The organism is Runella rosea (assembly GCF_003325355.1).
GTDB lineage: Bacteria > Bacteroidota > Bacteroidia > Cytophagales > Spirosomataceae > Runella > Runella rosea.
The window spans coordinates 1,659,225-1,671,631 of record NZ_CP030850.1; the positions used below are offsets into that span (position 1 = coordinate 1,659,225).

Annotated in this window: 12 protein-coding genes; 6 read left to right on the plus strand and 6 right to left on the minus strand. The window is 44.7% G+C overall.

What is annotated here, in order from left to right:
* Positions 1-184: 184 nt before the first annotated feature.
* Both DR864_RS07070 and DR864_RS07075 read right to left on the minus strand, forming a co-directional pair.
* Positions 185-1,780 carry a peptide chain release factor 3 gene (locus DR864_RS07070; RefSeq protein ID WP_114066291.1) on the minus strand — a complete coding sequence of 532 codons (1,596 nt, stop codon included), beginning with the start codon at positions 1,778-1,780 and terminating at the stop codon, positions 185-187.
* 51 nt (positions 1,781-1,831) lie between these two features.
* A complete protein-coding gene (locus tag DR864_RS07075) occupies positions 1,832-3,538 on the minus strand; it encodes a hypothetical protein (protein ID WP_114066292.1) in 1,707 nt (568 codons plus the stop codon).
* Positions 3,539-3,594: 56 nt separating this feature from the next.
* On the opposite strand from DR864_RS07075, the gene DR864_RS07080 reads away from it, so the two are divergent.
* A complete protein-coding gene (locus tag DR864_RS07080; RefSeq protein WP_114066293.1) occupies positions 3,595-4,095 on the plus strand; it encodes a SixA phosphatase family protein in 501 nt (166 codons plus the stop codon).
* Between the two features lie 38 nt (positions 4,096-4,133).
* Positions 4,134-4,316 (plus strand): hypothetical protein, encoded by a 183-nt coding sequence (locus DR864_RS07085; RefSeq protein WP_114066294.1) that lies wholly within the window; start codon positions 4,134-4,136, stop codon positions 4,314-4,316.
* On the opposite strand, the gene DR864_RS07090 is transcribed toward DR864_RS07085, so the two are convergent.
* Positions 4,313-5,485, minus strand: a complete 1,173-nt coding sequence (locus DR864_RS07090; protein WP_114066295.1) for an aminotransferase class V-fold PLP-dependent enzyme — start codon at positions 5,483-5,485, stop codon at positions 4,313-4,315. The two genes, DR864_RS07085 and DR864_RS07090, sit on opposite strands and share 4 nt — an antisense overlap.
* Positions 5,486-5,648: 163 nt before the next feature.
* On the opposite strand from DR864_RS07090, the gene DR864_RS07095 reads away from it, so the two are divergent.
* Positions 5,649-6,188, plus strand: coding sequence for a DUF8685 domain-containing protein (locus tag DR864_RS07095; RefSeq protein ID WP_114066296.1), 540 nt, complete (start codon positions 5,649-5,651; stop codon positions 6,186-6,188).
* A 93-nt stretch (positions 6,189-6,281) separates the two neighbouring features.
* Here the strand turns inward: DR864_RS07095 and xerD are convergent, their stop codons facing one another.
* Complete coding sequence (xerD, locus tag DR864_RS07100; RefSeq protein WP_114066297.1) at positions 6,282-7,175, minus strand: site-specific tyrosine recombinase XerD; 894 nt, start codon at positions 7,173-7,175, stop codon at positions 6,282-6,284.
* A gap of 479 nt (positions 7,176-7,654) precedes the next feature.
* Here xerD and DR864_RS07105 point away from each other — a divergent pair, with 479 nt between their 5' ends.
* Together DR864_RS07105 and DR864_RS07110 are read left to right on the plus strand one after the other, a co-directional pair.
* Complete coding sequence (locus DR864_RS07105) at positions 7,655-8,455, plus strand: hypothetical protein (protein ID WP_114066298.1); 801 nt, start codon at positions 7,655-7,657, stop codon at positions 8,453-8,455.
* A gap of 165 nt (positions 8,456-8,620) precedes the next feature.
* A complete protein-coding gene (locus DR864_RS07110) occupies positions 8,621-8,926 on the plus strand; it encodes a hypothetical protein (RefSeq protein WP_162793616.1) in 306 nt (101 codons plus the stop codon).
* Positions 8,927-8,971: 45 nt separating this feature from the next.
* Here DR864_RS07110 and eat read toward each other — a convergent pair whose 3' ends face one another.
* A complete protein-coding gene (eat, locus tag DR864_RS07115) occupies positions 8,972-10,297 on the minus strand; it encodes an ethanolamine permease (RefSeq protein ID WP_114066300.1) in 1,326 nt (441 codons plus the stop codon).
* An 80-nt stretch (positions 10,298-10,377) separates the two neighbouring features.
* On the minus strand, positions 10,378-11,337 hold the full coding sequence (locus DR864_RS07120; RefSeq protein ID WP_114066301.1) for a vWA domain-containing protein: 960 nt from the start codon (positions 11,335-11,337) through the stop codon (positions 10,378-10,380).
* Positions 11,338-11,421: 84 nt separating this feature from the next.
* Here DR864_RS07120 and DR864_RS07125 point away from each other — a divergent pair, with 84 nt between their 5' ends.
* Positions 11,422-12,384, plus strand: a complete 963-nt coding sequence (locus DR864_RS07125) for an L-threonylcarbamoyladenylate synthase (RefSeq protein ID WP_114066302.1) — start codon at positions 11,422-11,424, stop codon at positions 12,382-12,384.
* Positions 12,385-12,407 lie beyond the last annotated feature (23 nt).

The window sequence follows — 12,407 nt, forward strand, 5'->3', positions numbered from 1 at the left end:
TCCTCTCCTCAAAAAAACACAGGATTTTTTTTGGAATAAATTGTTTTCTATCTATATTTGCACAACTAATAATGGTGTGGATATAGTCGGAAAGCTGTTCGAGGATTTCGAGCAGCTTTTTTTATTTTATTTCCTAGGCTTAATGTCTCAAAATGATAAAAAGCGGGCAATTACCCGCTCTTCACTAATCTGCCATTACTTTAAATTCTGAAGTTGTGTGGAACTGAATGTCGGGGTTGTTGTCTCGATTCATGCGCAACATCCATTCAGAGTCGGCCAGAAAAACGGGATTGTCATCTTTATCGTACCCGATTTGCGTTCCTTTCAAACGAATAAATTCCTGAAGTTTCTTGGGGTCTTCGCTCGTTACCCAGCAGGCCCTTGTCGTATTCATCTGCACCCAACGGCATTTAGCGCCGTACTCATGCTCCAACCGGTATTGAATTACTTCAAATTGCAGTTCGCCTACCGTACCCACTACTTTCCGATTTCCAGGCTGCACTGTAAACAACTGCGCCACCCCTTCGTCGGTCAATTGCTGAACACCTTTCTCCAATTGCTTGGATTTCATGGGGTCAAGGTTGATTAACTCTTTGAAAATTTCGGGCGAGAAACTCGGGATACCCGCATATTGCAACTCCTCGCCTTCGGTGAGGGTATCGCCGATTTTGAACGTGCCCGTATCGTACAAACCGATTACGTCTCCCGGAAACCCTTGCTCAACTACCTCTTTTGCCGAAGCCATAAAACTATAGGGGTTGGAAAAACGGACGTTTTTCTCCAATCGGGTATTTTTATAAAACTTGCCCCGTTCAAAAGTGCCCGAACAAACCCGCAAAAACGCAATTCTGTCGCGGTGACGCGGGTCGATATTGGCGTGTATTTTGAAAATAAAACCCGTAAAATTCTTCTCATCGGGCTTTACTAAGCGCACATTCGTTTGACGGGCAATGGGCAGCGGCGAAATCTGGCAAAAAGCTTCCAACAATTCGCGTACGCCAAAATTATTTACCGCACTCCCAAAAAACACAGGAGCCACTTTTCCCGAAAGGTAATCTTCGCGGTCAAATTGGTCGTATACCCCATCAATAAGTTCGACGTCTTCCCGCAATTGAGCGGCATCACGCGCGCCTACTTTTGCATCCAATTCTTCAGAATCCAACTCCAACAGCGCCACATCATCTTCTACTTTGGTTTTATTCACTTTGAAAAAATACATTTGTTTTTCTAATAAGTGATAAACCCCCTTAAAAGTAGCACCACCGTTGACAGGCCACGTCAACGGACGAACTTTCAGGTTCAATTTTTGTTCCAACTCATCAAGCAAATCAAACGGATTTTGCCCTTCGCGGTCCATTTTATTGATAAAAACAATCACTGGGGTATCCCGCATACGACATACTTCCATGAGTCGTTCGGTTTGTTCCTCTACCCCTTTTACGCAGTCAATCACCAAGATCACCGAGTCCACCGCCGTAAGGGTACGGTAAGTATCCTCGGCAAAATCTTTGTGACCAGGAGTGTCTAAGATATTGATAAGCAAGTCATTATACTCAAATGTCATCACCGACGTCGCCACCGATATACCGCGTTGCTTCTCGATTTCCATGAAGTCAGACGTTGCGGTCTTCTTGATTTTGTTTGACTTAACCGCGCCCGCCGTTTGAATGGCCCCTCCAAAAAGCAGGAGTTTTTCGGTCAACGTTGTTTTTCCCGCATCGGGGTGACTGATAATGGCAAATGTGCGCCTTTTGGCTATTTCCTGTTGGATCGTACTCATTGTAAAATTATTGGATAGCGGACTTCCGAAAAAGGTTGCAAAGTTAACAGCTTATTTCTGAAAATCCTGAATTATAAGGCGTTGAGAAGTATAAACAAGGCGAGGTTTTTGGCTTTCGCTGAAAAGAAAGCCCACTTGGTAGTTTCCTTCGGGAATGTTATCTTGATAAATCCATGCTTCAAACCCTTCTTTAAAGTAGTTTCCTGTGCGTAAAAAAGACCTTCGTTCTCGGTTTGGCCGTTGTTTTACAGCCGTCACGTAGGTAGTAGAATCATTTTTAAGCACCATGAATAACGCATTTTGGGGTTTATCTTGGCTGACTACCAATTGTTCATTCCGTACTTTATTGATGAGAATACCGCCGTAAGCAGGTAACGTATCAATGTCAACGCTTAAAGACACATTGGGCATGGTCAATGTATCGGCGCTGATTACATTTACTTCATTCAGCGCGGTGGTGGGAATCACGTAGATTCCTTTTTCTACGGCTTCATCAAAATATTTCTTAACCACAGAGTTTGTCATAGTCTCCAACTTCCCCGTCACCCGACGATGTTGCTGAAGCGAAAAGGCATCGGATATGAGTGAATTGCGAAAATTAATTACGTCGGGGGCGGCAAACATGTACGTACTCACGGCAAAAAAGATACCTACGACGGTCATTCCTGCCGTCAGTATTTTCTGACCTCGTTGGGGCAAAATCAATAAAAATGTTACATACAACGCAACCACTGACATTACAGAGTAAATCATGTATCGAGCGGGGGTTTCGAGGGTATCTACGGCCCGCGCCGTAGCCACGCCCAACCCCGTTACGAGCAGCCAAGCAAGCAACGCTAAAAGCGATAAATTAACAGGTGTATTCGTAAAAACAGGTAACATCTTGCCTTTCGAGCGAGGAGCTATCAACTTTTTAACGTATTCTACCCCCAACCAAAGTGCTAAACCAAGCAATGAAAGCGTAATTCCCACGCCCAAAACCGCTACTTCTGGCAGGCGACCACGGAAATAGGAAGCGCACGAACCAAAAAACGACACAATGGTTAAAGCGGAGTTTCTTACGCTTTTTTCCTGACCTAAAGACCCAAAACCGAAGGGATAGTACCAATAAAATAAAACGGTAGTTAAGATACAGGCAGCCAACCAAATAATAGCTTTTTTGTACCGTGTTTGAAGCAGCGGAATGACCAATCCAACGTACATTCCAAAAAGCCCGTTTCCGTTGGTATAGGTCAATAAATATCCCCCAATAATAGCCCCCGTAAACGCCCAATTATTTTTTTTCGACAATAAAAAATAGGTCAATAATCCAATGGCAAATGAAGCGGTATATTGCCACAGTGCCGCCGCCCAAAAAATATTTTCATGATACGCTGGCGTAAACAAAAATAGGGCCACTGGCAACGCATACCAAAACGACAAACAATTGACCGACAGTATCTTCCAAAAATACGCAAACAAGCCAATAACCAACCCACTGCCCACCAAAATCAGCGTCCGGTAGTTGGCTTCTCCCGTCATTAGATAATCCAGCCAAAACACCAATTTGGCCGTAATCACCCCGTGTCCGTTGTGTTTGTACTCCAATTCTTGCATAAAATGCAGGGCATTCGGAGCATTGATAAACTTAATGATGTATTCTAAATACGCATAATCATCAAAATAAGGGACATTTACCGCATTTTGGCCCACAAAACGATAAAATAGGAAGGCAACAATAAGTACTGTGAAAGCAGCAAAGACATTTAAAATTTTCATGCGTACGACACTTGGCGAGCCCGCAAAGATAGCTTATTTTTGCAAAAATGACTTCTATGAAACGTTATCTGTACATAGTCCGCCACGCTAAAGCGGAAGATAGTTCTTCATTCTTTGGAGATTTCGACCGCGAGCTTACTTCATCAGGTACCATTGATGCGGCCCGCATGGGGAAGTTTCTGGCCGACAAGGGCCTGAAACCAGACTTGTTGGTGAGCAGTTCGGCGGCTCGTGCGTTTCAGACGGCCCGCATCATGGCCGAACAGCTTCATTACGAATATGAAGCCATCAAAACCACCCGCGACCTGTACGATAACGGCCCTAAAGCCTACCTTGCCGCCGTCAATACGGCCCCAGAGAAATGCCGCCATCTGATGGTATTTGGTCATAATCCTGACATCACTTACTTTGCCGAATACCTTACCAATTATGACATCGGCTCCATGTCAAAAGGCTCGGTTGTCACCGTTGAATTTGCCAATTTAGATTGGGAAGAAATTTCTTCAAGAACGGGAAAATTCATCAGCTACGACGCTCCAAAACACTTAAAACAATAAGAACATCTGTTCTCACTTTTGCCTTTGGCAACTCCCCAATGAATCGAAATCGTAAAATATTTATTATCGTCAGCGTTGTTTTTGTAGCCATTGTGGCTTTTTTTGCCATCGACATGGCAAGACGCACCACCGCACCATGGAACAAGAAAAAGCAGATTATCCGGGCGTTTGACGTGGCCGCCCCCAATGACTCCATTGCGGTAGATACCACCCGTCGCTAGGTCAATACATCGGCCAACGCTTCTACCAAGGCATTCATGTCGGCGTCGGTATTGTACAAATGCGGCGACACCCTAATGCCCTGCCCACGCGCCGCCACAATTACTTTTCGAGCTTCCAATGCTTGCTGCACTTTCACGACATCCGTCGAAGCGGGTAGCCGGATTCCGACCAAATGATGCGCCCGCTCGGCTTCGGGTTCAAACTGCACGCCAAGTTTGGCTAACTTTTGAACGGGTTGCTGCCAAAGCGATTGGCAATGCGCCTGTATCGAATCGCAGCCCCAAGCTAGTTTTTCCCGCAGTGCCACTTCTAGCATCGGCATTTGAATAAAATGCGAATGCTCGCCTACGTTATACCGATATGCTTTGGGGCGGTAGTTTTCTTGGTATTCCGTGAGTTTATAAAACAAATTGCTTTCTTGGCGGGCCATCCAAGACTCTTCGAGGGGAATTCCTCCGTCAAAAAATTCGCCGAAATATGCCAGCCCCATTCCATAAGGCCCCATCAACCATTTATAGGCGGCGCAGACCAACATATCAGGTTTTACCTTCTGAACGTCAAAATCAAGCGCGCTCACCGACTGCGTACCGTCTATTGCAACGAGGGCATTGACCGTCCTTGAGCGCTCGGCAATTTTCTCAATTTCAAACTTAATCCCGTATTGCCAATGCACGTGCGGCATTACCACCAAAGCCGTATCTTCATTGATGGCCTCCAGAATGCGTGCATTCCACTCTCGCCCAACGGCTTCGGAATCTGGCATAGGTACGGTCACAATCGTTAAAGACAACTCTTTACAAACCCGCGACCACGCGTACACATCGCTGGGAAACTCCTCGCCCAACAATAGAATATGTTGGCCCGCCCGCAGCCCTGACTTACGGTACAAGTTGCGAGCCACCACCGCCATGGCATAAGAAACCGACGGAATGATCGCAAGGCGCTCTTTATCTTGGCTGTTTATGAGTTGGTCAAACAACTCCCGTACAACCCATGCCCGCTCAAAAAAATCATCAGGGCGGATTTGGTGAATCGACGGGCTGAACTGTTGAATGGCATCAATCCCTGCTTGTTCAACGGCTTTTGAAAAGGGGCCACGTGTGGCACAATTGATGAAATGTATTCCTTCAGGAAGCGAAAAAAGAGATGAAGTATTGTTTTTTAACATGTCGTTTATGAATGTAGTAGCTCTAAACATTAGGCAAAAACGCAAAATTTTCACCCTAAAAATCAGGCTTTTATAACTATTTTATGTTTTTCTATAAAATAAATAAATTATGGCACGAAACTTGATAGCATGACTACTATAACTCATAAGTATATTTAAACGCATGGATATTATCTTAGGTATTGGTTCACGAGTTCGTCATGCCGAATTTGGGGAAGGAGTAGTAATTAATGTAAAATCCAACGGTTATACCATTACATTCCTGCAGCACGGAGCCAAAGTTATTAAAATAAATGCACCGCTGGAAATAATCGACGCCGTTGAATTAGACACCGATTTAGTGAGCATGTTTGATGTTGAACAAACATTAAACAAAGTACTTCAAAAGTGGATGGACGCCACCGAAGCTATACCACTCGGCGATAAATGGAAGGGTGGCAAAATTATTTTAAAACCTGGACGGCACGACTTATCGTCCAAAGAAATGGCCATTGATAGCTTTTTTCACAAGATTGTAATGGTTCGTGACCGCCTCAGGGTGCTCGAACAGCGCGTGAATGCCAGCAATCTAAACGACGAAGAAAAAGTAAATATACAGCAGTATATCACCAAAATATACGGTTCCATGACCTCTTTCAATTTGCTCTTCAAACACCCAGAGCATTATTTTGTGGGAGAAAAAACCAACGGTGATACGGCATAGAAGAATCTGAATCACGCTGCTTCAGCGATGATTTGAATATGGGGTAAAATAAAGGCGAAGATCGCGAGGGTCACTGACCTTCGCGACTTTTTTTTAGGCCCTCGGGTGGTATTTCGTGACTACTTCTCGCAGGTATTCCCGGTCTAGGTGCGTATAAATCTCGGTCGTTGTAATGGATTCGTGACCTAGCATCTCCTGCACCGCCCGTAAATCAGCCCCACCTTCGATCAAATGCGTAGCAAAAGAATGACGAAACGTGTGTGGGCTTACGGTTTTCTTCAACCCGACCTCCTCCACTAAATTCTTGATAATCAAGAATATCATAACGCGCGTCAATTGCTTTCCACGACGGTTTAAAAATACATAATCTTCATGGCCTTTTTGCACCTCCACCAAGCTGCGAATGTGCTCAATATAGAGTAAAGTATACCTGATGGCATCACCGCCAATGGGCACGAGCCGCGTTTTACTTCCTTTGCCAATGACCCGCATAAAACCCGCGTCGAAGTAACAATTCGTAATCTGCAAATTAACAAGTTCCGAAACTCGTAAACCAGAGCTGTATAGCACCTCCAACATGGCACGGTTGCGGGCTCCTTCGGCCGTAGAAACGTCGTTGGCCTCTAGAATCTGAATAATTTCGGGATAGGTCAACACATCTGGAAGGCTACGCGACAAATGCGGCGACTCAATCAACTGGGTGGGGTCGACCTTTAATACATTTTCAAGCACTAAATAATTAAAAAATGCCTTGATGCCCGAAAGCATTCGAGCCTGAGAGTAGGCCACTAATCCCAAATCGTGTAAATATCCCAAGAAGCCCAGAATATCCAATTCTGTCACTTCAGTCAGGTCTTTACCTCCCAACAAATCCATGTACTCCGATAATTTGGTGGCGTCCCGGACGTATGCCTCCACCGAGTTATCGGCCAAGCCCCGTTCAAGCATCAGGTAGTCTTTAAAATGTTTGAGGTAAGAATCCCACATGGTAGATTGCAGCACAAGTCTTGGGCTTTAGAGATAAAGTATCGGTTAAAACGCCCGAATTTACTATCTATTGGGTTAAAAAAATGCCCTTTCTTTAAAAACAAAAAGCTGCCCGAAATTTCGAACAGCTTTCCGACGTTATCCACACCATTTCTATAAATCCAATTCAGTTTGAGCTGGAATTGAATTATGCTGCAATAATACTTAAATATCCATTAATCAAATATTAAAATTTTATTAAAAAAACAACTCCATTCAAGCCTTTTTAAACTCTTTAAAGTAATACTATAACTATTTCAAGTTTACCCTTTTGAAAGAAAAAAATTTCCTGATTTATATCATAAATCTATCCCATTCAGACCTACATTTCGGCAGTTCATCTCACTTAATAATCAACTCATCGTTTTTTCACTTAGCCTCCTTATGCTAATTTAAGACATTTGTTTCCAAATTAAACAGCCACTTATTACCCATTAAAAATGGAAACATCTCAATACACCTACTTAGGAATACTAAGAGGACTTTTGGTTTTTTGGATATTATTTTGTACGTACGGCTGCAATCGGCAAAATCCACCCGAAGAACCGCTGCCTGCCCATAAACTCCCCAAACTAAGCAATGTTGTTGCCTTCAATCGAAAGCATGAATTTTTTTATGATTCAAAAGACCTCGTAAATCGAATTAGCATCATCAATAATTATCAGAGCGAAGAGGAGTTTAGCACTCACTACACGCTAACCTACAATTCTAGCGGCAAGTTAGTGAAGGTCTTGGGACAGGAAGACTCGGGCACTATTAGAGAAACCCATTATTTTTACGACAAAACTTCGCTCATCAAAACCGAGGAGTATTCAAATAAAATTCTCACAAGAACGATTAAGTATACATTTAACCCCGACGGAAAACTCATTGAAAAAACCAGGAAGCTTGCCCAGCCCAACGACCAAGAACCCGAAACACTGAAGTATACCTACGTTTATGACGCACAAAGCAACCTAACTCAGGAAACCAGTTATACCCCAGGGAAAGCACTCGATGATTGGACGGTTTATCAAACGGTAATGTATCGTAAATACGACGATAAACCCTACGTGGAGCAGATGATGAAATACCCGCTTCTCCCTCATGTAGTAATGCATCGCAACAACCCCCAAGAAATCATTGTGAAAGGGGGCTGGTATTCCTACCTCATTACCAACGCGTATGAATACAACGAGAAGGGCTGGCCAATCAAAAAGGTAATTGGCGGAACCGAAAAACTGTTTTTTAGCTATTATTGATTTCTGTTGGGGATTGATTTAAGTCATTTTAGAACCCAATGATAGCAATTCATGCTAAATGGAATTGACAAAAGCCTTCCAAATCATGAACTTTACTTCACGATTCGGCCACCCGTTGAGACGAGATCAGCATACAAACAGTTTTTCATTCATCATTTTACAGCCATGACCATCAAAACAGTATTCTTTGCACTTCTGGTAAGTGCCCTCAGTCTGACGAGCACCCATGCCAAGAAAGCCTCTCAAAGCACCTACTTTTGGGTAATTGAAAACGGAACGGAGACACAGCCCTTTAGCATTGTCCGTATTTATCGCGACGACAATCAGCTTGTGTACGAAAAGCAACTTTCGAACGTAGAACTTGATATAAAAAAAGCAGGAACCCGGCGGAAACTTAACAAAATCCTGCGTGCCTATACCTCATGGGCCCAACGGGTAAGTAAGCTAACTGCCGAAGAGATTCCTGCTTAACGAAAGTTGGAAAAACCGAAAGTAACTGTCTCCTCAGTGAGGCGGTTACTTTTGGGTTCCGTGCTCAGTATTTCGATTAAATACTTTGTAAAGCACAAACGCAACCACCAACGCACCAATGTAATAACCCGTAAGCAACGGGTTGGAAACCGCCACCGCCACCAGCGCCACTCCCGCAAGAATTAGGGCACAAAGCGGAACAAAAGGGTAAGCAGGCGACAAGAAAGGACGCTTTAGCGTAGGTTCTTTACGACGAAGCTGAATCACAGAAATGGAACCAAAACAATACAGGGTCAGCGCACCAAGCACCGACAAAATGATAATTTCGGCGGCGGTATTTGAAAACAATATCAAAATTCCCACCAACATATTGACGACCAAGGCGTTGGTAGGCGTTTTAAACTTAGCATGAACTTTTCCGAGTACGCCCGGAAAATGCCCGATACGTCCCATTTCAAAAGTTGCTCTTCCAGCCGCCATCAACAATCCATGAAAAGAGGCTACCAGACCAAAAAGGCCAAAAACAATGACCGCAAAATACAACGGATTGGCCTCCCCCACGAGACGCGCTAAGGCCAGTGGCAGCGGTGAATCAGAAGTTGTACCGTCTGGTTTGTACACAATGGCTTCCCACCCCCCTACACCAACGGAGCAAATAAACGTAAAGGCACACAGCACCACCAACGTAAGCATGGCCGAACCAAAACCGCGAATAAGATCCCGCTGAGGGTTTCGGCTTTCTTCGGCGGCGTTGGCCAAGCCTTCAATGCCCAGAAAAAACCAAATGGAAAAAGGGAGAGCCGCCCAAACGCCCGCCCATCCATTGGGTAGCGCGTTGGCCGTAAGATTTTGAATTGAAATTTGGTTGTAGGTTGCCCCCGCAAACAATATTAACCCCGCCACGGCCAAAAAAGTAATCAACAACTCAAAAGTAGCCGCCAGCTGCACGCCCACAACATTGAGTAACGTGAATAGCATATACGCACCCAATGCTGCGTAGGTTGGCGGCAATTCAGGAAAGAACAAATTAATGTGAGCACCGATACCCACCGAAATCGCGGGCGGTGCCAACACAAATTCAAACACTTGGGCTATGCCCGCCATAAATCCCCAATCCCGTCCCAAAGCCCGCGTGGCGTAATCAAACACCCCACCTGCTTTGGGAATGGCACACGATAATTCGGCGTATCCTAGCGTAAAACAAACATACATAATGACCGATAAGACCGTGGCAACGGCCATTCCTAAAGTACCCCCTTTCTCTAGTCCAAAGTTCCACCCGAAATACATTCCGGAAATAACGTAACCTACGCCTAGCCCCCAAAGTAAAGTTGGGGTAAGCGAACGATGCAAATTTTCATTTTGGGACATAAACAATCAGTTAAGAGTAGAGTGGGCTATATAATAAGAGTGTGTGATGTGGGTACTTACAAAATGGCAAAAAGTTACTTCTAGACCTGAAAAGTAGTGACGGTGACCAACACGTCAAACGCAATTAACACCAATGCTGCCAGTAAAAAATACCTGTATTTATTACTGACTACGGCCACCTTCCGACTATCAATTAATCGACTTTCCACCGAATTTATCGCATCTACTACTTCCGGAATAGCATTAGACCGGTTGTTTATCTCAAAATACTTCCCGCCGGTGGTCGTGGCCAAGTCTCGCAGGTAAGCCGCGTTCAGTTTGGTCGTCACCACCTGCCCGTTTTCATCTTTTATCCAATCTCCCTTTTGACGAATATGCCCCCCCGCGTTTGTTCCGATTCCTACGATAAACAGATTAAAGCCAAACTGCCGAACCGAAGCCAACGTTTTGCGCTCACAGTTCCCAAAATCTTCCCCGTCGGTCATCAACAAAATGATTTTTGACGTATTTGCCGCAGGGTTCTGGAGTAATTTCTGAATGCATAATTCCAGCGCACTGCAAATATCCGTTCCAGTATTACTTACCTGCAACGTACTCAGCGATTGCGTAAATAGTTCAAACGCATTAAGATCAAACGTAAGGGGAACTTGCAAAAAAGCTTCCGACGAAAAGATAATTAATCCAAAACGATTTTCGACCAACGAAGCACTGAGCCGTTGCAACTCAAACTTCACTTTTTCTAGTCGTGAGGGCTGTATATCGGTCGCATCCATGGATTTAGAAACATCGACCAATACCATCACGTCTTTTCCTTCCGCAATAATATCACGTTCAGGCTCCCCAAAAAAAGGCCCTAACAGTGCCACAATCAGCAGCGCAAAATACGTAGTGCGAAGAAAAAATTTAATCACAACAGCACGGGCCGTTGCTCCTAACGCCCTCGCAACCAAAAAAGTACGGCCAATGTAAAGTACATAGAGTACGAGAAACGTACCCATAAAAATGTATTCAACCGCGGTGAGTTCGTAGTTAAAATTCATAAAAAGGGTGAAATAATGGCCAAATTAACAAAAAAACCATTGCAGAAGGAGTGTTAACGTTACTCTATAGACTAATTTTGCGTCATGGCAATCATTGGAACCGATATTTTATCCGTTAAACAACTGCTCTGCGCAGGAGAAGTAGTGGGCATTCCGACCGAAACAGTATATGGTTTGGCGGGCAACGCCTTTAACGACGATGCGGTATTAAAGATTTTTAGCGTGAAGAACCGTCCGCAATTTGACCCCCTTATTGTTCATACCGATTCCATTGCGCACGCCTCCACTTTTATCATTTCTTTTCCCGATAAAGCCAAGCAACTGGCCGAGGCTTTTTGGCCAGGCCCGCTTACGTTGCTTCTGCCCAAATCAGATGCCGTTTCTGATTTAGTGACGTCTGGGCTCTCCACCGTCGCCATCCGCATCCCCAATCATCCGCTGACGCTGGAGTTGCTTGCTTCCCTTGATTTTCCATTGGCCGCTCCGAGCGCCAATCCCTTTGGGTACATTAGTCCCACGTCGGCGCTGCACGTTGAAAACCAACTAGGAAAGAAAATCCCTTACATCCTCGACGGCGGCGAGAGCACGGTGGGCATTGAATCCACCATTGTAGGGTTTGAAGGCGACGATGCCGTGGTATATCGTCTAGGTGGGATTGCGGTAGAAGCCATTGAGCGCATCATCGGCCCCGTGCAAACTGTATCGCACTCTACCTCCAATCCCAAAGCGCCAGGGATGTTAAAAAGCCACTATTCACCTAGAAAACCACTGCTTATCAATCCTTTACCTGAAATATTACAACAGTATTCTCCAAACCAAATCGGCAGTCTAACATTTGACCATTTGGTGGATTCTATTCCCACAGAAAACCAACGCGTTCTTTCTCCCACCGCTGATTACCCCGAAGCCGCCAAACACCTTTTTGCGTACATGCGCCAGCTAGACAGCCTCCCAATTGAAGTAATTTATGCGGAATTGCTCCCCGAAAAAGACCTAGGGCGTGCCATCAATGACCGCATCCGTCGGGCGGCGGTGAGGGAGGTATAAATCTTATTTGCATGAAACATAAA